Genomic DNA, 21761 nt, shown 5'->3' with positions numbered 1-21761 from the left:
GCTCCTTAACCACAGACGTGAGACCCAAGCCTCACGCCTGCATCAGTAGATTTAAACGGCAACCGCCGACTCTTCGAGGAAGTCCTGAGCGAAGCGCTGCAACACGCCGCCAGCCTCATAGATCGACACTTCTTCAGCGGTATCCAGACGGCAGGTCACCGGCACGTCAACGCGCTCGCCGTTCTGGCGATGGATCACCAGCGTCAGGTCCGCGCGCGGTTTGCGCTCGCCGATCACGTCGTAGGTTTCGCTGCCGTCGATGGCCAGGGTGTGACGGTCAGTGCCCGGCTTGAACTCCAGCGGCAACACGCCCATGCCCACCAGGTTGGTGCGGTGAATGCGCTCGAAACCTTCTGCGGCAATCGCCTCGACACCGGCCAGACGCACGCCTTTCGCCGCCCAGTCACGGGACGAACCCTGACCGTAATCGGCGCCGGCAATAATGATCAGCGGCTGCTTGCGCTCCATGTAGGTCTCGATGGCTTCCCACATGCGCATGACCTTGCCTTCCGGCTCGACACGGGCCAGCGAACCCTGCTTGACCTTGCCGTTTTCCACGACCATTTCATTGAACAGTTTCGGGTTGGCAAACGTCGCGCGCTGTGCGGTCAAGTGGTCGCCACGGTGGGTGGCGTAAGAGTTGAAGTCCTCTTCCGGCAAGCCCATTTTCGCCAGGTATTCGCCGGCGGCGCTGTCGAGCATGATCGCGTTGGATGGCGACAGATGATCGGTGGTGATGTTGTCCGGCAGCACGGCCAGCGGGCGCATGCCTTTAAGCGGACGGGCGCCGGCCAGTGCACCTTCCCAATACGGCGGACGGCGAATATAGGTGCTCATTTCGCGCCAGTCGTAAAGCGGCGTGACTTTCGGGCCGGTGTCTTCGTGGACGGCAAACATCGGAATGTAGACCTGACGGAACTGCTCAGGCTTGACCGAAGATTTCACCACGGCGTCGATTTCTTCGTCGCTCGGCCAGATGTCCTTCAGGCGGATTTCCTTGCCGTCGACCACGCCCAACACATCTTTTTCGATGTCGAAACGGATGGTCCCGGCGATGGCGTATGCGACCACCAGTGGCGGCGAAGCGAGGAACGCTTGCTTGGCATACGGGTGAATGCGGCCGTCGAAGTTGCGGTTGCCGGAAAGCACGGCGGTGGCGTACAGATCGCGGTCGATGATCTCTTGCTGGATCACCGGATCGAGCGCGCCGGACATGCCGTTGCAAGTGGTGCAAGCGAAGGCGACAACACCGAAACCGAGTTGCTCCAGCTCAGTGGTCAACCCCGCTTCGTCGAGGTACAGCGCGACGGTTTTCGAACCCGGCGCCAGCGAGGATTTCACCCACGGCTTGCGGGTCAGGCCAAGCTTGTTGGCGTTGCGCGCCAGCAGTCCGGCGGCAATCACGTTGCGCGGGTTACTGGTGTTGGTGCAACTGGTGATGGCGGCGATGATCACCGCGCCGTCGGGCATTTGCCCGGGCACGTCCTCCCACTGCCCGGAGATGCCTTTGGCCGCCAGATCCGCCACCGCAACGCGCGCGTGCGGGTTGCTCGGGCCGGCCATATTGCGCACTACCGAGGACAGATCGAAAGTCAGGCCGCGCTCGTATTGCGCACCTTTCAGGCTATCGGCCCACAGGCCGGTGAGCTTGGCGTACTGCTCTACGAGCTGCACTTGCTGGTCTTCACGACCGGTCAGCTTCAGGTAATCGATAGTCTGTTGGTCAATGTAGAACATCGCTGCGGTGGCGCCGTATTCCGGGGCCATGTTGGAGATGGTCGCGCGGTCGCCGAGGGTCAGCGCCGCCGCACCTTCGCCGAAGAACTCCAGCCATGCGCCGACGACTTTCTGTTTGCGCAGGTATTCGGTCAGCGCCAGCACCATGTCAGTGGCGGTGATGCCCGGTTGCAGCTTGCCGGTCAGTTCGACGCCGACGCTCTCCGGCAGGCGCATCCACGACGCGCGACCAAGCATCACGCTCTCGGCTTCGAGGCCGCCGACACCGATGGCGATCACGCCCAGCGCATCAACGTGCGGGGTGTGGCTGTCGGTGCCGACGCAAGTGTCGGGGAACGCCACGCCCTCACGCACCTGGATCACCGGGGACATTTTCTCCAGGTTGATCTGATGCATGATGCCGTTGCCCGGCGGGATCACATCAACGTTCTTGAAGGCTTTTTTGGTCCAGTTGATGAAGTGGAAACGGTCTTCGTTGCGACGGTCTTCGATGGCGCGGTTTTTCTCGAACGCCTGCTTGTCGAAACCGCCCGCTTCCACCGCCAGCGAGTGGTCGACGATCAATTGCGTCGGCACCACCGGGTTGACCTGCGCCGGATCGCCACCCTGCAAGGCGATCGCGTCACGCAGACCGGCGAGGTCGACCAGTGCGGTCTGGCCGAGAATGTCGTGGCAGACCACGCGCGCCGGGAACCACGGGAAGTCGAGGTCGCGTTTGCGCTCGATCAGTTGCTTGAGGGAATCGGTGAGCGTGGCCGGGTCGCAGCGACGCACGAGGTTTTCCGCCAGCACGCGGGAGGTGTACGGCAAAGTGTCGTAACTGCCGGGCTGAATCGCCTCGACCGCCGCGCGGGCGTCGAAATAATCCAGAGGGCTGCCGGGCAGGGTTTTACGGAATTCTGTGTTCATCGGGTCAGGACTCGGGTCACGGTGGTTGCAAAGGGTGGGCTGACGCCAGACTCAAGATTCACACCGTCCCTTGTAGGAGTGAGCCTGCTCGCGATAGCGGTAGATCAGTCGACATCGATGGTGAATGTCAGTCCGTCATCGCGAGCAGGCTCACTCCTACAGGGTTTAGCGGTGATCTTGCGCTTCGGGTCAGCTCACCATTTCAGCGACGTTCGATTGGCACGAACTTGCGCTGTTCAACGCCGATATATTCGGCGCTTGGACGGATGATGCGGTTGTTGGCGCGCTGCTCGAACACGTGCGCGGCCCAGCCGGTCAGGCGCGAGCAGACGAAGATCGGCGTGAACAGCTTGGTCGGAATGCCCATGAAGTGGTACGCCGAGGCATGGTAGAAATCGGCGTTGGGGAACAGTTTTTTCTGCTCCCACATGGTCTTGTCGATGGCTTCGGAAACCGCGAACAACACCTTGTCGCCGACCTCGTCCGCGAGTTTTTTCGACCAGCCCTTGATCACCTCGTTGCGCGGATCGCTGTCCTTATAGATCGCGTGGCCGAAGCCCATGATCTTGTCCTTGCGCTCGAGCATGCCGAGGGTGCCCTTGATCGCCTCTTCCGGCGACGAGAAGCGCTCGATCATTTCCATCGCCGCTTCGTTGGCGCCGCCGTGCAACGGGCCACGCAGCGAACCGATGGCGGCGGTCACGCAGGAATAAAGATCAGACAGGGTCGACGCACAAACGCGCGCGGTGAAGGTCGAGGCGTTGAATTCGTGTTCGGCGTAGAGGATCAGCGAAACGTTCATCACTTTGACGTGCAGTTCGCTTGGCTTCTTGTCGTGCAGCAGGTGCAGGAAGTGACCGCCGATAGTCGGCTCGTCGCTGACGCAGTTGATGCGTTTGCCGTCGTGGCTGAAGCGATACCAGTAGCACATGATCGCCGGGAACGCGGCGAGCAGACGGTCAGTCTTGTCGCGCTGTTCGGAGAAGTCTTTCTCCGGCTCGAGGTTGCCAAGGAACGAGCAACCGGTGCGCATCACGTCCATCGGGTGGGCGTCGGCGGGGATGCGTTCAAGCACTTCTTTCAGCGCTTGCGGCAGGTCGCGCAGCTTGCTCAGTTTGCCTTGGTATTCGTCGAGTTGCGCCTGGGTTGGCAGCTCGCCGTAGAGCAGCAGGTAGGCGACTTCTTCAAATTGTGCATCGGCAGCGAGTTCGCGCACGTCGTAGCCGCGATAGGTCAGCCCGGCACCGGCCTGGCCCACGGTGGACAGTGCGGTTTGCCCGGCAACCTGGCCACGGAGCCCGGCACCACTGAGTACTTTTGCTTCGGCCATTGTGTTCTCCAATCTTTTTGAATTTGTATGGGGAAAACTTGTGGGAGCGAGCCTGCTCGCGAAGGTGGCTGGAACACCTCGGTGCGTCAGGGACTCCGCGTTATCGTTGGCGTCCTTCGCGAGCAGGCTCGCTCCCACAGGGGTCTTGTTCAGCCTTTCTTTTGTGCAAACAACGCATCGAGCTTCTGCTCGAAGGTGTGGTAGTCGATGCGATCGTAAAGCTCCATGCGAGTCTGCATGGTGTCGATGACATTCTGCTGCGTGCCATCGCGGCGGATCGCGGTGTAAACGTTTTCTGCTGCCTTGTTCATCGCGCGGAACGCCGACAGCGGATACAGCACCAGCGACACGTCGGCACCAGCCAGTTGCTCGGTGGTGTACAGCGGCGTCGCGCCGAACTCGGTGATATTGGCCAGAATCGGCGCTTTCACACGGTTGGCGAACAGCTTGTACATTTCCAGTTCAGTGATGGCTTCCGGGAAGATCATGTCGGCGCCGGCCTCGATGCATGCGGCTGCGCGATCGAGTGCCGACTCCAGACCTTCCACCGCCAGTGCATCGGTTCGCGCCATGATCACAAAGCTGTCATCGGTACGCGCATCCACCGCAGCCTTGATGCGATCAACCATTTCCTGCTGGCTGACGATCTCTTTATTAGGACGGTGGCCACAACGCTTGGCGCCAACCTGGTCCTCGATGTGAATCGCCGCAGCGCCGAACTTGATCATCGACTTGACCGTGCGCGCCACATTGAACGCCGACGAGCCGAAACCGGTGTCGACGTCGACCAGCAGCGGCAGATCGCAGACATCGGTGATGCGCCGCACGTCAGTCAGCACGTCGTCCAGACCGGTGATGCCCAGATCCGGCACGCCGAGGGAGCCTGCGGCCACGCCGCCACCGGACAGGTAGATCGCCTTGAAACCGGCGCGCTTGGCCAGCAGCGCGTGGTTGGCGTTGATCGCGCCGACCACTTGCAATGGATGCTCGCTGGCGACCGCATCGCGGAAACGCTGGCCTGGAGTGTTCAGGTTGGAACTCATGACTCACCTCGTTCAGTGGCTGTCTTGTTGTGGGCGCCGTCCTGGTAATGACGGGCGATGTTGCGTTTCGAAGCGCCGATGTGACGGCGCATCAACAATTCCGCGAGTTCGCCGTCACGGTCGGCGATGGCATCGAGAATCCGGTGGTGTTCGGCAAAGGCCTGGCGCGGGCGGTTCGGCGTGGTCGAGAACTGGATGCGGTACATGCGCACCAGTTGATACAGCTCGCCGCAGAGCATCTGCGTCAGCGTGCGGTTGCCGCTGCCCTGGATGATCCGGTAGTGGAAGTCGAAATCGCCTTCCTGCTGGTAATAGCCAACGCCGGCCTGAAACGCCGCGTCGCGCTCGTGGGTTTCCAGCACCCGGCGCAGTTCGTCGATTTCTTCGACGCTCATGCGTTCGGCCGCCAGACGGCAGGCCATGCCTTCGAGGGATTCGCGGATTTCGTAGAGTTCGAGCAATTCGGCATGACTGAGCGACACCACCCGCGCACCGACGTGCGGTACACGCACCAGCAGGCGCTGGCCTTCCAGGCGATGAATCGCCTCACGCAACGGCCCGCGACTGATGCCGTAGGTGCGCGCCAGCTCCGGCTCTGAGATCTTGCTGCCCGGGGCGATCTCACCTTTGACGATGGCCGCTTGAATACGCCGGAAGACGTTTTCCGAGAGCGTCTCGGAATCGTCGCCGCTGATGACCGGGGGATCGAGTTGATCCAGCATGATTGTCGACACCTTTAAATCCAATGCGGCAAAAACTAGCCAATTCGCCCGCGTCAGTCAAAGGATAAATAGGTATTGTCGACAATCGTCTAATAACCTTAAAAGATCGCAGCCTTCGGCAGCTCCTACAGGGCGCACGCAAATCCAATGTAGGAGCTGCCGAAGGCTGCGATCTTCTGATCTTTTATAGACCGGCCCAAGCGCTGGCGCCATAAACCCACCGTGCTAGAATGCCGCCCGCATTTGCTGGCCATTTGTACGGCTTGTCATAAAAAGCTGCCAGGCACACGAAGGGCCTTGCGCAAGTTTTGCCAAGGACCTGAACCGAAAACGGAACGCTGCGCACCAGGATTTATGAGACTCAAGCCTTTTCCCACATTCTTTGCCCTGTTTTGCCTGCCCGGCCTCGCCGCCGCGGGGGAAAAAACCGTGTACGGCCTCAACGAATACGCTTCGCTTGACGGCATCAACCTGGAAGTTGCGGCAAAACTCGACACCGGTGCGAAAACCGCATCGCTGAGTGCCCGCGACATAAAACGCTTTAAACGCAACGGTGAGTCCTGGGTACGTTTCTACCTGGCCATCGACGCCGCGCATTCGCACCCGATCGAACGGCCGCTGGCGCGGGTCAGCAAAATCAAGCGCCGCGCCGGCGATTACGACCCGGAGGAAGGCAAGAAGTACACCGCCCGTCCGGTGATCGAGCTGGATATCTGCATGGGCACGGCGATGCGCAGCATCGAAGTGAACCTGACCGACCGAAGTGCGTTCCAATATCCGCTTTTGATTGGCTCCGAAGCGCTGAAACGCTTTGATGCGCTGGTCGATCCAAGCCTTAAATACGCTGTCGGCAAACCCGCCTGCACCATCGCCGCTCATACCGCCGAGTAATTTCCATGCGTTCTCTAACCTTCCACCTGAAAATCCTGATCACCATTCTGGTGCTCCTGGGCGTTTCGGTTACGGCCTATCAGATTTTCGTGCTCGGCATCCCGGTGACCGAAGACGCCACCGACGACTTGTGGAACATCGACGCCAAGGTCGAGTTCGTCGCCAGCACCAAGGATCCGGTGAAGATCCAGATGTTCGTGCCACCGTTGAGCCGCGATTACGTCAGCCTCAATGAAAGCTTTATCTCCAATAACTACGGTGTCGCCGTCAACCGCGTCGACGGCAACCGCAAGGTCACCTGGTCGGCGCGCCGGGCCAAGGGCAACCAGACGCTTTATTACCGTTTGGTGCTGACCAAGCGTTACACCGCCGAAAAATCCAAGATCAAAGGCCCGACCTTCCGCGACAGCATCGCCATCGAAGGCCCTGAGAAAATCGCCGCCGAAGCCCTGCTCGCGCCGATCCGCCAGCATTCCGCCGACGTCGAAACCTTTATTGGCGAGGCGATCAAACGCGTCAACAACGTCAACGACGACAACGTGAAACTGCTGCTGGCCGGCGATCCGTCGACGCCGCACAAAGCCAAAATCGTTGAACTGCTGTTGTCCATCGCCCACGTGCCGGTGGAAAAAGTCCACACCATCCGCCTCGTCGCCGACCAGCCGCAAACGCCTGAACTGTGGCTGCGCAGCTTCAACGGCAACGACTGGCTGTACTTCAACCCGGAAACCGGTGAGCAAGGCCTGCCGACCGACCGCCTGCTGTGGTGGACCGGCGATGAAAACCTGATCACCGTCGATGGCGGCAAAAAAGCCAACGTGACCTTCAGCCTGAACAACAGCGAGATGAACGCGATTCGTCTGGCCAAGCTGACGGACGAAAACACCGACGCCAACTTCCTCGAATACTCGCTCTACGGCTTGCCGCTGCAGACTCAGCAGACGTTCATGATCATGGTGATGATCCCGATCGGCGTGCTGGTGATCCTGATTCTGCGCAACCTGATCGGCCTGCAGACACTCGGCACGTTCACCCCGGTGCTGATCGCCCTCGCCTTCCGCGAAACGCAACTGGGCTTCGGCATTCTGCTGTTTACCGTGATAACGGCGCTGGGCTTGTCATTACGTTCGTATCTGGAACACCTGAAGCTGCAAATGCTGCCGCGACTCTCGGTGGTGCTGACCTTTGTTGTAGTGTTGATCGCGGCGATCAGCCTGTTCAGCCACAAACTCGGCCTGGAACGCGGGCTGTCGGTGGCGCTGTTCCCAATGGTGATTCTGACCATGACCATTGAACGTCTGTCGATCACCTGGGAAGAACGCGGCGCCAGCCATGCGATGAAAGTCGCGATCGGCACGCTGTTCGCGGCGTCACTCGCGCACCTGATCATGACCGTGCCAGAGCTGGTCTACTTCGTGTTCACCTTCCCGGCGATCCTGCTGATTCTGGTCGGTTTCATGCTGGCGATGGGGCGCTATCGCGGCTACCGCCTGACCGAGTTGGTGCGCTTCAAGGCTTTCCTGAAGAAGGCTGACGCCTGATGTTCGGTTTCTGGAAGACCTGGAAGGCCCTGGAGGCGCGGGGCATCATGGGCATCAATCGGCGTAACGCCGACTACGTGCTCAAGTACAACAAGCGCAGCCTGTACCCGATTGTCGATGACAAGATCATCACCAAGGAACGCGCCATCGAGGCCGGCATTCACGTGCCGGAGCTGTACGGCGTGATCTCCACCGAGAAGGAAATCGACAAGCTCGACGAGATCATCGGCGGGCGCAACGACTTCGTGATCAAACCGGCCCAAGGCGCTGGCGGTGACGGCATCATCGTGATTGCCGACCGCTTCGAGGGCCGCTATCGCACGGTGTCAGGCAAGATCCTCGCTCATGAAGAGCTGGAGCATCACATCTCGAGCATCCTCACTGGCCTGTATTCGCTCGGCGGCCACCGTGATCGGGCGCTGATCGAATACCGCGTGACCCCGGATCAGATCTTCAAGAGCATCAGCTACGAAGGCGTGCCGGACATCCGCATCATCGTGCTGATGGGCTACCCGGTGATGGCCATGCTGCGCTTGCCGACCCGGCAGTCCGGCGGCAAGGCCAACCTGCATCAGGGCGCCATCGGTGTCGGTGTTGACCTGGCCACGGGTCTGACGTTGCGCGGCACCTGGCTGAACAACATCATCGCCAAACACCCTGACACCACCAACGCGGTGGACGGCGTGCAACTGCCCTACTGGGACGGTTTCATGAAGCTCGCAGCTGGCTGTTATGAGCTGTGCGGGTTGGGCTATATCGGTGTTGATATGGTGCTTGATCAGGAGAAAGGCCCACTGATTCTCGAGCTGAATGCGCGGCCTGGGCTGAATATTCAGATTGCCAATGATTGTGGGCTGACGTTGCGTACCCATGCGGTTGAAGCGCGGCTGGAAGAGCTGAAGGCGCGTGGGGTGACGGAATCGGTTGAAGAGCGGGTGGCGTTTACGCAGGAGATGTTCGGGCATATTCCTGCTGTGGAAGGCTAAAAGCTGAAAAACAAAAAGCCCCTCACCCTAGCCCTCTCCCAAAGGGAGAGGGGACTGACCGAGGTGGATGTTCGAGGTACGCCGACCTGAACGTCTTGAGTCGAACTCCGGCATTGAAAAGCATGAAGATCTGCTCCCTTTCCCCTCGCCAGCTTGAGATATCGAGCCGAACTCGGGTCTTGAAAAGCATGATGATCGGCTCCCTTTCCCCTCGCCAGCTTGAGATATCGAGCCGAACTCGGGTCTTGAAAAGCATGAAGATCGGCTCCCTTTCCCCCTCGCCAGCTTGAGATATCGAGCCGAACTCGGGTCTTGAAAAGCATGAAGATCTGCTCCCGTTCCCCTCGCCAGCTTTAGATATCGAGCCGAACTCGGATCTTGAAAAGCATGAAGATCTGCTCCCTTTCCCCCTCGCCAGCTTGAAATATCGAGCCGAACTCGGATCTTGAAAAGCATGAAGATCTGCTCCCTTTCCCCCTCGCCCCCTTGGGGGAGAGGGTTGGGGTGAGGGGGTAGGCTTTTGATTTTGATCTGACAGCCGAGAGAGGACTACAATCCCCACCCCGCCTCAACGGCCGATCTGCCCCGCCCATGTTGACCTGTTCCGTACACCCGCTGCCCTACCATGCCAATCCCGCCGACTACTTCGCGGCCATCCGCAACGCGCCCGGCGCCGTGCTGCTCGACAGTGGCCGGCCGAGTGCCGGCCGTGGTCGTTATGACCTGCTCAGCGCCTGGCCGCTGGAACATCTGGCGGTGTTGCCCGACGAAAGCGGCGGCGTATTCCTTCAGCGCCTGCGGGATAATCTGACCCGTCTGGGCAAGGCTGATTTGCCAACGGGTTTCGACCTGCCATTCGCTGGCGGTTTGATCGGCTACCTGAGCTACGATTTCGGTCGGCATCTGGAAAACCTGCCGAGCCAGGCGCTGGATGATCTGCAATTGCCGGATGCCCGCTTTGGCCTGTACGACTGGGCGCTGATCAGCGATCACCAGACGGCCAGCAGCCAACTGGTGTTTCATCCATCCGTGATCGATAGCGAGAAACAGCGGCTGATCGCGCTGTTCAGCCAGCCGCTTGTCGAGTCGATGGCGCCGTTCAAACTGAACCAGCCAATGACCGCCGACCTCTCGGCCGACAATTATCGTCAGGCCTTCGAGCGCATCCAGCATTACATCCAGGCCGGCGATTGCTATCAGGTCAACTTCGCTCAGCGCTTTCGCGCTTCATGCCAAGGCGATCCGTGGCTGGCTTATTGCGCATTGCGCGAAGCCTGCCCGACGCCGTTCTCCGGTTTCCAGAGCCTGCCTGATGGCGGTGCCGTTTTGAGTCTGTCGCCAGAGCGCTTCGTCAAAGTCAGCGACCGTCAGGTGGAAACCCGGCCGATCAAAGGCACCCGTCCGCGCGGCATGACCCCGACTGAAGATGCCGCGAACGCCGCCGAACTGCTGGCCAGCCCCAAGGATCGTGCGGAAAACCTGATGATCGTCGACCTGCTGCGCAACGACCTCGGGCGCACCTGCCGCATCGGTTCGGTGCGAGTGCCGGAGCTTTTCAGTCTGGAAAGCTATCCGAACGTGCATCACTTGGTCAGTAGCGTCACCGGTGAGTTGGCGGATAATCGTGACGCACTGGATTTGATTGCCGGCAGCTTCCCCGGTGGCTCGATTACCGGCGCGCCGAAGATTCGCGCGATGCAAATCATCGATGAGCTGGAACCGACGCGGCGTGGGTTGTATTGCGGCTCGTTGCTGTATCTGGACGTGCGCGGCGAGATGGACAGTTCCATCGCGATTCGCAGTCTGTTGGTCAAGGATGGGCAGGTGTGCTGCTGGGGCGGTGGCGGAATTGTGGCCGATTCGGATTGGCAGGCTGAATATCAGGAGTCGATTACCAAAGTGAAGGTTCTGCTGGAAACCCTGCAAAACCTCTAAAAGCTTCGCGAGCAGGCTCGCTCCCACAGGGGAATGCATTCCAAAAGTGGGAGCGAGCCTGCTCGCGAAGGGGCCCTTCCAGACGACTACAAACTCAGGTCGCGATTTGAGGCTTTGAGGAATTCCTGCTTCAACTCAGCGAAGGTATGCACCGCAGGAAACTGCGGGAACTCACGAATCACATTCTCCGGCGCATGAAACAGAATCCCCGCATCAGCCTCGCCCAGCATCGTCGTGTCGTTATACGAATCCCCCGCCGCAATCACCCGGTAATACAGGCTCTTGAACGCCAGTACCGACTGGCGCTTGGGATCTTTCTGGCGCAACTGATAGCTGGTGACCCGCCCGGTTTCGTCAGTAATCAGGCGATGGCAAAGCAACGTCGGAAAGCCCAGCTGCCGCATCAGCGGCTGCGAGAACTCGTAAAACGTATCCGACAGAATCACCACCTGAAAGCGTTCGCGCAGCCAGTTGACGAACTCCACCGCGCCGTCCAGCGGCTTCAGTGTGGCGATCACTTCCTGAATGTCCGACAGCTTCAAGCCGTGCTCATCGAGGATGCGCAGGCGCTGCTTCATCAGCACGTCGTAATCGGGAATGTCCCGGGTGGTGGCCTTGAGGGATTCGATTCCGGTTTTTTCGGCGAAGGCGATCCAGATTTCCGGCACCAACACCCCTTCAAGATCCAGGCAAGCAATTTCCACAAGACACTCCCGTTTGTATTGATTATTTGAGTCGAGCGAGGCCGAACTCTAGCGACTCACATGCAGACGCGCAATGCACAGCACGCCCCCGAGCCGTGCAGCTTTTTGTTACCATCAGCGCCATATAGAGCGCCCAGCGCCACCGACCTGTAGGAAGCCGCCCTGATGAGTGCAACGTTCGACGTCGTGGAACTCGCCACGACCTATGCCAACAAATCCGCGCAAGACATCCTCAAACTCGCGTTCGCCGAGTTCGGCGATGACTTGTGGATATCTTTCAGCGGCGCCGAGGATGTGGTGCTGGTGGACATGGCCTGGAAGCTCAACAAGAACGTCAAGGTGTTCAGCCTCGACACCGGCCGTCTGCACCCGGAGACCTACCGCTTCATCGATCAGGTGCGCGAGCACTACAAGATCGACATCGAACTGGTGTCGCCGGACTACACGAAACTCGAACCGTTCGTGAAGGAAAAAGGCCTGTTCAGTTTCTATAAGGACGGCCACGGCGAATGCTGCGGTATCCGCAAGATCGAGCCGCTGCGCCGAAAACTGTCCACCGTCAAAGCCTGGGCCACCGGCCAGCGCCGCGACCAGAGCCCGGGCACTCGTAGTGCTGTAGCGGTGATGGAAATCGATACCGCGTTCTCCACCCCCGAGCGCACCCTGTACAAGTTCAACCCGTTGGCGCAGATGACCAGCGAAGAGATCTGGGGTTACATCCGCATGCTCGAGTTGCCGTACAACAGCCTGCATGAGCGCGGCTTTATCAGTATCGGCTGCGAACCGTGCACCCGCCCTGTCCTGCCGAATCAGCACGAGCGCGAAGGCCGCTGGTGGTGGGAAGAGGCGACGCAGAAAGAGTGCGGGTTGCATGCCGGGAATATCATCAGCAAGGCGTAATCCTTCTAATTGTCACCCCATTCCCTGTGGGAGCGAGCTTGCTCGCGAAAGCGCAATGTCAGTCAGCATCTTCCTAAACTGACACACCGCCTTCGCGAGCAAGCTCGCTCCCACAAGGTTTTGTAGCGAATCAATAAATATGTACACAGGAATGTCACCATCGGTGCCATTTATGTGTGCACTTTTTTGTTTAAGCGCCCTGAAAAGTTACATCCCTGCCAAAAATCCCTCGCCTCCGCCCGCCATCAAAATCCCCCGCCAAAAATAAATACCTGTTCAACCGGTCAATTTTTAGCCAATTATTTTCAGACACTTAGCGCACATCGATAACTTTTCGAAATGAGCACGGCTGCACATAGATCAACGACTGGCACAGATCTGGCTTAGGTGCATACATGTTTTGTATACAAAACTGCAAAACATAAAACCACTTTCGATCCGCAAGCCTGAAGCGCCCTATCCCGTACAGGCTGCAGATGCCCCGTAACCAGTGATGCTTTCACTGCCGCGACGAAGATTTGTCGAGCCTGACGGCTCATGCACAGTCATCGCGGCCCTGAACATCAGGAGCCTGCCGGAATGCGTACAAGTCTCTCCAACAACATCGCGCTGAATCTGCCCGCCGCTGCTCTCGACCAACCGTTACCCCATGACGGTCTGGCCGAGCCGTTACAACTCAGTCCGCGTCTGCACAACAGCGATCTGGCGCCAACCAAGGCCGAAGGTCGACGCTGGGGCAAATACAGCATCTTTGCCCTGTGGACCAACGATGTGCACAACATCGCCAACTACTCGTTCGCCATCGGTCTGTACGCCTTGGGCCTGGGGGGCTGGCAGATTCTGCTGTCGCTGGGGATCGGCGCGGCGCTGGTGTATGTCTTCATGAACCTGTCCGGTTACATGGGACAAAAAACCGGGGTGCCGTTTCCAGTGATCAGCCGGATCAGTTTCGGCATCCACGGCGCGCAAATTCCTGCACTGATCCGCGCGGTTATCGCCATCGCCTGGTTCGGCATTCAGACGTATCTGGCGTCAGTGGTATTTCGCGTATTGCTCACTGCAGTCCATCCCGGATTCGCCGAATACGACCACGATTCGATTCTTGGTCTGTCGTCGCTGGGTTGGGTGTGCTTCGTGGCGATCTGGTTCGTGCAACTGGCGATCCTCGCCTACGGCATGGAAATGGTCCGCCGTTACGAAGCGTTTGCCGGGCCAGTGATTCTGCTGACCGTTGCCGCCCTCGCCGCGTGGATGTACTTCCAGGCCAACGCGACCATCGCCTGGTCGATCCGCGAGCCACTGACCGGTGGCGAGATGTGGCGCAACATTTTTGCCGGCGGCGCACTGTGGCTGGCGATCTACGGCACGTTGATTCTGAATTTCTGCGACTTCGCCCGCTCATCGCCGTGCCGCAAGACCATCAAAGTAGGAAACTTCTGGGGTTTGCCGGTGAATATTCTGGTATTCGCCGCGATTACCGTGCTGCTCTGCGGTGCGCAATTTCAGATCAACGGCCGGATCATCGAGAGCCCGACCGAGATCATCGCCTCGATTCCCAACACCTTCTTCCTGGTGCTCGGTTGCCTGGCATTCCTGATCGTCACTGTGGCGGTGAACATCATGGCCAACTTCGTCGCCCCGGCATTCGTGCTGAGCAACCTGGCGCCGAAGTACCTGACGTTCCGTCGCGCCGGGCTGATCAGCGCAACCATCGCTGTGCTGATCCTGCCGTGGAATCTCTACAACAGCCCGCTGGTGATCGTGTACTTCCTGTCTGGCCTCGGCGCCCTGCTCGGCCCGTTGTACGGCGTGATCATGGTCGACTACTGGCTGATCCGCAAAGGCCGGATCAACGTCCCGCAGCTCTACAGCGAAGATCCCGACGGCGCTTATTACTACAGCCGTGGGGTGAATTTCCGTGCGGTGGCGGCATTTATTCCTGCGGCGCTGATCGCCATCGTCCTGGCGCTCGTGCCGGGTTTCCACAGCGTCTCGCCGTTCTCCTGGCTGATCGGCGCCGGGATCGCCGGAATGCTTTATCTGATCATCGCCAAACGCCAGCCGCACTACGCCGACATCAGCGGCGAATCGATCGCTGTCGACAACGTCTGCCATTAATTCCCTCGTGGCCCGGACTTCGGGCCGCCGAACTGCCCGCTATAAGGATTTCCCCATGCGTATTCTCGTGGTCAACGTCAACACCACCGAATCCATCACCGAGGCCATTGCCCGCTCGGCGCAGGCTGTCGCCTCGCCCGGTACCGAAATCGTCGGTTTGACACCGTTTTTCGGCGCCGACTCGATTGAAGGCAACTTCGAAAGCTATCTGGCGGCCATCGCGGTGATGGATCGGGTGATGGCCTACGACCAGCCGTTCGATGCCGTGATTCAGGCCGGCTACGGCGAGCACGGTCGCGAAGGTCTGCAGGAATTGCTCAACGTGCCAGTGGTGGATATCACCGATGCGGCCGCGAGCACGGCGATGTTTCTCGGCCACGCCTATTCGGTGGTGACCACGCTGGATCGCACCGTACCGCTGATCGAAGATCGGCTGAAATTATCCGGCCTGTGGGATCGTTGTGCATCGGTACGGGCCAGTGGTCTGGCCGTTCTGGAACTGGAACACGAGCCACAGCGTGCCTTGGAAGCCATCGTGCATCAGGCAGAACTGGCGGTGACGCAGGACAAAGCCGAGGTGATCTGCCTGGGTTGCGGCGGCATGGCCGGGCTGGATGAACAGATTCGTCGGCGCACTGGCGTGCCGGTGGTGGATGGCGTCACGGCGGCGGTAACGATTGCGGAATCGCTGGTGCGCTTGCGCTTGTCGACGTCGAAAGTGCGAACGTATGCAACACCCCGACCGAAGAACATCATTGGTTGGCCGGGGCGGTTTGCCCGCTAGGCTCATCATCGGAAACCGAGTCGCCCCATTCGCGAGCAAGCTCGCTCCCACATTTGGAATGCATTTCCCTGTGGGAGCGAGCCTGCTCGCGAAGGCCTTCACCTTGTTCCCAGGCCTTGCTCAAATCGCACTAAAGCGCCGCGCCAATCCCTGTTCCGCAAACTGTTCAATCACATAATCGACAAACGCCCGCGTCTTGCCCGGCAACAACTTATGTTCGGCGTAATAAATCGAGATGTTGCCATCATCGACAAACCAGTCCGGCAACACCCGCTGCAACGTACCCGCCTGCAGATACCCCACCGCAAACGGCATGCTCACCAGTGCAATCCCCAGGCCCTGCGCTGCTGTCGCACACGCGGCTTCGGAATCGCTCATGGTCATCCTGGCCTTGAGCATCAACGGACTGTGCTGCTGATCGCGGTGCGTCAATTGCCATGAACGCACACGCCCGGTTTGCGGTGAGCGAATCAGAATGCCGTCGTGCTGCTTGAGATCGTCCGGATGAGTGATCGCAGGATTGCCGTTCAGATAATCCTGCGAAGCGACCAACACCCGATGCGCTGGCGTCAATCTGCGCGCCACCACACCTTGTGGCAGCTCAAAGCCGCCGCCAATCGCCGCATCAAAGCCCTGCCCGATCAGATCGACCTGACGATTATCGAAATGCCAGTCCGGATTGATCGCCGGGAAGCGCCGCAGAAACTCGCCGAGCAACGGCACTATATAAAGGCGCCCGAACACCGTGCCCATGCTGACTTTCAAGGTGCCGATCGGCTGCCCTTCGGCACTGGCCAGATTGGCCACGGCATTCTGGATCGTGGTCAGACTGGCACTGACTTCACTCAAAAACAGCTGCCCCGCCTCGGTCAGCGTCAGACTGCGGGTGCTGCGCTGAAACAGCCGCACACCCAGCCGCACCTCAAGCTTTGCGACACTTTTGCCAACCGCTGCCGGGGTCAGACTCAAGCGCCGCGCCGCCTCGGCAAAGCTACCGACCTCAGCACTACGGACAAAGCATTCGATACTGCTGAAGGTTTCCATGGCCGCCACTATAAACTTTTGGTTTACACAGACTATAGCAATCAGGGTCTACACGGTTGTGGATCAGAGGCCGATACTCGGCACCAACAACAAGGCATCCCGCCTTGAATAGTCTGGAGATCGAACATGACCACTCAACACCTCGGCGGCAAAGTCGCTCTGATTCAAGGCGGTTCCCGTGGTATCGGCGCTGCCATCGTCAAACGCCTGGCCGCTGAAGGCGCTGCAGTAGCCTTCACTTACGTCAGCTCCACCGCCAAAGCCGAAGAGTTACAGAACAGCATCACCGCCAGCGGCGGTAAAGCCCTGGCGATCAAGGCCGACAGCGCCGACGCCGCAGCGATCCGCCACGCGGTCAGCGCCACGGTCGAAGCCTTTGGCCGACTCGACATCCTGGTCAACAACGCTGGTGTGCTGGCTGTCGCTCCGCTGGAAGATTTCACCCTGGAAGATTTCGACCAGACCTTGGCCATCAACGTGCGCAGCGTATTCATCGCCTCGCAAGAAGCCGCCAAGCACATGGGCGAAGGTTCGCGCATCATCAACATCGGCAGCACCAACGCCGACCGCATGCCCTTCGCCGGTGGCGGTGTGTACGCCATGAGCAAATCGGCGCTGGTCGGTTTGACCAAAGGTCTGGCCCGCGACCTCGGCCCGCGCGGCATCACCATCAACAACGTCCAGCCTGGCCCGGTCGACACCGACATGAACCCGGCGCACGGTGACTTTGCCGAAAGCCTCATTCCGTTGATGGCCGTCGGTCGTTACGGTAAAGCCGAAGAAATCGCCAGTTTCGTCGCCTATCTGGCGGGCCCGGAAGCCGGTTACATCACCGGTGCCAGCCTGACCATCGACGGTGGTTTCGGCGCCTGATTTTTCGAGTCGCCTGAACGAAAAACGCCGCTCCTCTTTTTACAGAGGGGCGGCGTTTTTTTGTCTCAGATGTTTACACCCATTCCAGCGCCGGCAAACCACAGGCACTTGGCGTGAACGCTTTCAAACTCCGAAGAATCCCGTCAGCGTGTGCGTACTTTTCATCGGCCATGGCGGCATCGGGGATGGCGATGGCCGTCATGCCTGCGGCTTTCGCTGCGGTCACGCCAAACGGCGAATCCTCGAACACCAGGCAGTCCTCAGGTGCAACACCCAGACGGCGGGCAGCGGTCAGGAAGATATCCGGTGCCGGTTTCGCCGCGCCGACTTCCGGATCGTCCGCCGTGACAATGAAGTCGAACAGCACGAACCAGTCGCGGTGCAGCGTGGTTTTTTGTCCGAACGATTGCCGCGACGAACTGGTGCCGACGGCGATGGGGATGTTGTGCGCCTTGAGGTGGCGAATCAGCTCCTCGGCACCCGGCATCGCTTGCGCCGTGGGAAAACGCTCGCGCATCAATGGTTCGCGGATCACCAGAAACTCTTCGGCGGTGATCGGCAGATCCAGTGCCTGCACCACGTAATTGGCCAGATCGTTGGCTCCACGACCAATGATGTTCTGTTTGACGCTCCAGTCGAAGGTGCGCCCGTAGCGCTGGGCAATCAGCGAAGTGACTTCGGTGTAAATGCCCTCGGTGTCCAGCAGCAAACCGTCCATATCGAAAATCACGGCCTTGATCGGGCCGAACGCCTTCAGCGGTGCATTCATCATCGGATCCGTTAACAAAGACATCCCAGGCGGCAGGTGAACCGCTGCTCGGATCTGATTAAAGGGTTCAGCAGCATAACGAGCGCGACAGACATTGAGCAACGGCCAATGTTTATTGAGCGATGAACTACTCGCAGATATTTAGCGAAACGCCCTACAGGCATCGCCTACTCGCCCGACTTCTTTCCTGATTGATCCCCCGCAAAGTCCCCGCACCTTTTTGACGTGCGCGAGAGACTGCGAATGCTTCCAACTGATCGGCTTCTGGCCCTGAACAACAGCATCGGCCTGCTCGTTGTTGCTGCTTTGAATCCCGATGAGCCGGATTTTGACAACCTGATCCGCGAATTCCGCCTGTGCCTGAACAACTACGAGGCCTGGGCCGAGCAGTTCTGGACAGGCACCACGCTGGATGTCGAGCAGGTCTTTACCGTCGGCAACGACGTGCGCCTCAGCGCGCCGATCAAGTCGCGCCAGCCGCTCAGTTCATCCGTGGCCATGTGCTCGGCCAGCGGGTCGCTGACGCTGGTGCACATGTTCGAGGCCGCGCGGTTTGTGCCGATTGGCAACACCCCGGTAACCCTCGAACCGGTGCTTGCCGATGTCGGCGGCGTGCTGACTTTCGGCGAACCGCTGCATTACACCATCGGCCCCAGCGGCATTCTGCAAGTGACCGACTGCGATCGGGGCCAGCGTTATCGCATCACCTTCTTTCCCGATGTGTCCACGGACCATGTGCAGACGTTGTACGCCTCCTATCAGGGCATCATCGATGGCCTGGAGGGCTGGTTGCGCGGGGAATGGAGTGAATTTCAGCCGCAGTGGAAGGAATTTTCCAGCGCCGGATTTCTTGAGCGTTACGGTCAGTTGCAACAGGCCGATTGGCGTGGATTCGAGCAAGCCCTGAATGGTGTTTGGGATGACATCCACCAGGTATTCGCCCTGCTCGCCGACTTGCAGGCCAACAGTGAAAAGTTGCTGGAATACCTCAGCGAGGCCGAGCTTGAGGCGTTATTGAATGCCTCCAGCGACGCCATTGCCAACGGTCTGTTGATCCTCAGTGACGAGCCGCTGCTGTTCATTCATCTGGCCGCGTTCACCAGTTGGCTGAAGATGCTGCCGCCGCAACATTTGGCCGAAGTGGTGGCCGAGGTGCGCGTCGAATTGCTGATCAGCTTCCTGTTGATGGGCGTGTCGGGCGGCGTCGGCGTGCCGCTGCGCTTGAGCAGTAAGGTGCTGGCGAAGATCAAGTCGCCGCGCGCGCGGGAGTGGCTGGCGGCCTCGGCATTGCGACTCGCGGAATTAACGTCAGCGCCAGAACTGAACAAACATGCGGGCGCGTTGAAGCCGCTGATGTTTCACGCGCGTGACGTTGAGTTGAAACCGACACCGTCGATACCGCTGAACATTCGTCAGGCCGATTCGCTGGTGTTGACGGTGCCGAATCCGGCGCCACTGGCGCGGGACAAGTCTGGTGCTTCGAGCCGGTTGGAACGGCATGAGCCTCACGACGATTCGCCGGATCAGGCGAAAAACCCCAACGGCGACAGCGCCGATTGTGTGCCGCGCACCTGCACCAACGGCTGCCCGGTGTCGATGGTCACCGGCGAAGAACTGCTGACCCTGAACGATGCGCTGCTCGATGGCGTGTTGCCGTTTGAGTTCACCCGCTTGTATCGCTCCAGCGCCGCCGAAATCGATATTGGGTTGGGGTTTGGCTGGAGTCATTCGCTGGCGCATCGGCTGGCGTTTGAAGGCGACTTTGTGGTCTGGGTCGACCACGAAAACCGCCGTACCCGTTTCCCGCTGCCGAGCGTTGAGCGGCCGGCGATTCACAACAGTTTGTCGCGGGCGGCGATTTTTCTGGGCGAGGAGCCGGAAGAGCTGATCCTCGCGCTGGCCGGGGACACGGCGCGCTTTTATCACTTTCGTGCAGGACGGCTGACGGCGATCAGCGATGTCTATGGCAATCGTCTGACGGTGCAGCGCGATCACTCTGACCGGGTGCAGCGACTGGACAACGGCGCCGGGCGTTCGCTGTTGTTGCGCTATGACCGCGCGCAGTTGCTTGGTGTGGATTACCAGGTGTTTCGCGACGGTGCCTGGGGCACCGAACAGGCGCTGGTCAGTTACCGCTACGACGCCTATCAGCACCTGATCGAAGCGACCAACGCCGTCGGTGACAGCGAGCGCTACGACTACGACGATGCCCACGTGATTCTGCAGCGGCAACTGGCCGGTGGCGCGAGCTTCTTCTGGGAGTGGGAACGGTCGGGGAAAGCCGCGCGCTGCGTGCGTCACTGGGCGTCGTTTTCGCAGATGGACACGCGTTACGTCTGGGCGGACGACGGCAGTGTCGCGGTGCATTACGTCGATGGCACCGAAGAGACGTACGTGCACGATGAGCGTGCGCGACTGGTGCGTAAAGTCTCGGCGGACGGTGGCGAGCAGCTCAAGGCTTATGACGCCTCGGGACGCTTGATTGCCGAGCAGGATGCCTTGGGCGCTGTCACCGAATACCGCTACGACGACGTCGGACGATTGATCGCGCTGATTCCACCGGATGAGGCGCCAACGTCCTACGAGTATCGCAACGGTTTCCTGCACAAACGCTCTCGCGAAGAGGCGGTGTGGATCTACCGGCGCAATGCCGAGGGCGATGTCACCGAAGCGGTCGACCCCGACGGCCAGGTTACTCATTACTACTACGACACCCGGGGCCAGTTGCTGTCGATCCGCTACCCGGACAGCAGCCGCCATCGGCTGGTCTGGAATAGGTTCGGCCAGTTGACCGAAGAGACCTTGCCCGACGGTGGCGTGCGGCGCTTTTCCTACGACGCACTGGGGCGACGTACCACGACTGCCGACGAACACGGTGCGGTCACCCGTCAGCACTGGGATGCCGTCGGCCGACTGATCCAGACGACATTTCCTACCGGCAGCACCCGCGCTTACAGCTACGGCGCCTACGGTCAGGTCACCGCCGAGCGCGATGAACAGGGGCACATCACCCGTTATGAGTATGACGACGATCTGCACCTGGTCTCGCGGCGGATCAACCCCGACGGCACGCGGGTGCAATACCGCTATGACCATGCGCAACTGCTGCTCACCGAGATCGAAAACGAATCCGGGGAAAAGTACCGGCTGGATTACACGCCGACCGGGCTGATTCGTCAGGAAGTCGGTTTTGACGGCCGCCGTACAGCGTACGCCTATGACCTCAACGGGCATCTGCTGGAGAAGACCGAGTTCGGTGATGATGGCTCTTGTTTGCTCACCGCTTATGAGCGCGATGCGGCCAGGCGCCTGCTGGTCAAAACCCTGCCCGACGGGATCAAGGTCACCTACCAATACGACCGCCTCGGTCGTTTGATCAATGTCGACGACGGCCAGCAACATCCTTTGGCCTTCGAGTACGACCGTCAGGACCGGCTGATCACCGAGCATCAGGGCTGGGGCACCCTGCGTTACC

16 protein-coding genes are annotated in these 21761 nt (G+C 59.8%); 9 read left to right on the top strand and 7 right to left on the bottom strand.

Annotated elements, in window-relative coordinates; all coding sequences use genetic code 11:
• Positions 1-51: 51 nt before the first annotated feature.
• The 4 genes from acnD to BMY54_RS10230 all read right to left on the bottom strand — a co-directional run bounded on the left by acnD (position 52) and on the right by BMY54_RS10230 (position 5738).
• The gene (gene acnD, locus BMY54_RS10245) at positions 52-2646 is read right to left on the bottom strand and encodes a Fe/S-dependent 2-methylisocitrate dehydratase AcnD (protein WP_093431760.1); all 2595 of its coding nucleotides are present in this window, start codon (positions 2644-2646) and stop codon (positions 52-54) included.
• A 202-nt stretch (positions 2647-2848) separates the two neighbouring features.
• Complete coding sequence (gene prpC, locus BMY54_RS10240) at positions 2849-3976, bottom strand: bifunctional 2-methylcitrate synthase/citrate synthase (protein WP_093431756.1); 1128 nt, start codon at positions 3974-3976, stop codon at positions 2849-2851.
• Positions 3977-4125: 149 nt separating this feature from the next.
• Complete coding sequence (gene prpB / locus BMY54_RS10235; protein ID WP_093431754.1) at positions 4126-5019, bottom strand: methylisocitrate lyase; 894 nt, start codon at positions 5017-5019, stop codon at positions 4126-4128.
• Entirely contained in the window at positions 5016-5738 is a 723-nt protein-coding gene (locus tag BMY54_RS10230; protein WP_172828118.1) for a GntR family transcriptional regulator, read from the bottom strand. The genes prpB and BMY54_RS10230 overlap by 4 nt, the downstream gene beginning before the upstream one ends.
• Before the next feature lie 357 nt (positions 5739-6095).
• On the opposite strand from BMY54_RS10230, the gene BMY54_RS10225 reads away from it, so the two are divergent.
• From BMY54_RS10225 to pabB, 4 genes are all read left to right on the top strand, one after another.
• Positions 6096-6632 carry a retropepsin-like aspartic peptidase RloA gene (locus BMY54_RS10225; RefSeq protein ID WP_093431752.1) on the top strand — a complete coding sequence of 179 codons (537 nt, stop codon included), beginning with the start codon at positions 6096-6098 and terminating at the stop codon, positions 6630-6632.
• Positions 6633-6637: 5 nt separating this feature from the next.
• Positions 6638-8173, top strand: a complete 1536-nt coding sequence (locus tag BMY54_RS10220) for an osmotic stress tolerance membrane protein RloB (protein ID WP_093431750.1) — start codon at positions 6638-6640, stop codon at positions 8171-8173.
• Positions 8173-9159, top strand: a complete 987-nt coding sequence (locus tag BMY54_RS10215) for an alpha-L-glutamate ligase-like protein (protein WP_093431747.1) — start codon at positions 8173-8175, stop codon at positions 9157-9159. The genes BMY54_RS10220 and BMY54_RS10215 overlap by 1 nt, the downstream gene beginning before the upstream one ends.
• Positions 9160-9750: 591 nt before the next feature.
• Positions 9751-11094: an aminodeoxychorismate synthase component I gene (gene pabB / locus BMY54_RS10205; protein WP_093431741.1), complete on the top strand. Its 1344-nt coding sequence runs from the start codon at positions 9751-9753 to the stop codon at positions 11092-11094.
• Between the two features lie 86 nt (positions 11095-11180).
• On the opposite strand, the gene thrH is transcribed toward pabB, so the two are convergent.
• Positions 11181-11798 carry a bifunctional phosphoserine phosphatase/homoserine phosphotransferase ThrH gene (thrH, locus tag BMY54_RS10200; protein WP_007916444.1) on the bottom strand — a complete coding sequence of 206 codons (618 nt, stop codon included), beginning with the start codon at positions 11796-11798 and terminating at the stop codon, positions 11181-11183.
• Between the two features lie 165 nt (positions 11799-11963).
• Here thrH and BMY54_RS10195 point away from each other — a divergent pair, with 165 nt between their 5' ends.
• From BMY54_RS10195 to BMY54_RS10185, 3 genes are all read left to right on the top strand, one after another.
• A complete protein-coding gene (locus BMY54_RS10195; protein ID WP_093431738.1) occupies positions 11964-12698 on the top strand; it encodes a phosphoadenylyl-sulfate reductase in 735 nt (244 codons plus the stop codon).
• A gap of 579 nt (positions 12699-13277) precedes the next feature.
• Positions 13278-14816: an NCS1 family nucleobase:cation symporter-1 gene (locus BMY54_RS10190; RefSeq protein WP_093431735.1), complete on the top strand. Its 1539-nt coding sequence runs from the start codon at positions 13278-13280 to the stop codon at positions 14814-14816.
• A gap of 55 nt (positions 14817-14871) precedes the next feature.
• Positions 14872-15600 (top strand): aspartate/glutamate racemase family protein, encoded by a 729-nt coding sequence (locus tag BMY54_RS10185; RefSeq protein ID WP_093431732.1) that lies wholly within the window; start codon positions 14872-14874, stop codon positions 15598-15600.
• Positions 15601-15720: 120 nt separating this feature from the next.
• Here the strand turns inward: BMY54_RS10185 and BMY54_RS10180 are convergent, their stop codons facing one another.
• Positions 15721-16644: a LysR family transcriptional regulator gene (locus BMY54_RS10180; protein WP_093431729.1), complete on the bottom strand. Its 924-nt coding sequence runs from the start codon at positions 16642-16644 to the stop codon at positions 15721-15723.
• Between the two features lie 126 nt (positions 16645-16770).
• Between BMY54_RS10180 and BMY54_RS10175 the strand changes: the two genes are divergently transcribed.
• Positions 16771-17517 (top strand): 3-oxoacyl-ACP reductase family protein, encoded by a 747-nt coding sequence (locus BMY54_RS10175; protein WP_093431727.1) that lies wholly within the window; start codon positions 16771-16773, stop codon positions 17515-17517.
• 73 nt (positions 17518-17590) lie between these two features.
• Here BMY54_RS10175 and BMY54_RS10170 read toward each other — a convergent pair whose 3' ends face one another.
• Positions 17591-18286 carry an HAD-IA family hydrolase gene (locus BMY54_RS10170; protein ID WP_093431724.1) on the bottom strand — a complete coding sequence of 232 codons (696 nt, stop codon included), beginning with the start codon at positions 18284-18286 and terminating at the stop codon, positions 17591-17593.
• A 243-nt stretch (positions 18287-18529) separates the two neighbouring features.
• Between BMY54_RS10170 and BMY54_RS10165 the strand changes: the two genes are divergently transcribed.
• A partial coding sequence (locus tag BMY54_RS10165) for a DUF6531 domain-containing protein (RefSeq protein WP_093431721.1) occupies positions 18530-21761 on the top strand: 3232 nt, incomplete at its 3' end.

It is taken from the genome of Pseudomonas sp. ok266 (genome assembly GCF_900110195.1).
Lineage (GTDB): Bacteria > Pseudomonadota > Gammaproteobacteria > Pseudomonadales > Pseudomonadaceae > Aquipseudomonas > Aquipseudomonas neuropathica.
This window is presented reverse-complemented; position numbering and strand designations above follow the sequence as displayed.

Coding starts and splice junctions, on each gene's coding strand:
- BMY54_RS10220 (WP_093431750.1), top strand. CDS start 6,638: ATGCGTTCTCTAACCTTCCACCTGAAAATCCTGATCACCATTCTGGTG.
- BMY54_RS10215 (WP_093431747.1), top strand. CDS start 8,173: ATGTTCGGTTTCTGGAAGACCTGGAAGGCCCTGGAGGCGCGGGGCATC.
- prpB (WP_093431754.1), bottom strand. CDS start 5,019: ATGAGTTCCAACCTGAACACTCCAGGCCAGCGTTTCCGCGATGCGGTC.
- prpC (WP_093431756.1), bottom strand. CDS start 3,976: ATGGCCGAAGCAAAAGTACTCAGTGGTGCCGGGCTCCGTGGCCAGGTT.
- BMY54_RS10195 (WP_093431738.1), top strand. CDS start 11,964: ATGAGTGCAACGTTCGACGTCGTGGAACTCGCCACGACCTATGCCAAC.
- BMY54_RS10185 (WP_093431732.1), top strand. CDS start 14,872: ATGCGTATTCTCGTGGTCAACGTCAACACCACCGAATCCATCACCGAG.
- acnD (WP_093431760.1), bottom strand. CDS start 2,646: ATGAACACAGAATTCCGTAAAACCCTGCCCGGCAGCCCTCTGGATTAT.
- BMY54_RS10225 (WP_093431752.1), top strand. CDS start 6,096: ATGAGACTCAAGCCTTTTCCCACATTCTTTGCCCTGTTTTGCCTGCCC.
- BMY54_RS10180 (WP_093431729.1), bottom strand. CDS start 16,644: ATGGAAACCTTCAGCAGTATCGAATGCTTTGTCCGTAGTGCTGAGGTC.
- BMY54_RS10175 (WP_093431727.1), top strand. CDS start 16,771: ATGACCACTCAACACCTCGGCGGCAAAGTCGCTCTGATTCAAGGCGGT.
- BMY54_RS10170 (WP_093431724.1), bottom strand. CDS start 18,286: ATGAATGCACCGCTGAAGGCGTTCGGCCCGATCAAGGCCGTGATTTTC.
- pabB (WP_093431741.1), top strand. CDS start 9,751: ATGTTGACCTGTTCCGTACACCCGCTGCCCTACCATGCCAATCCCGCC.
- BMY54_RS10190 (WP_093431735.1), top strand. CDS start 13,278: ATGCGTACAAGTCTCTCCAACAACATCGCGCTGAATCTGCCCGCCGCT.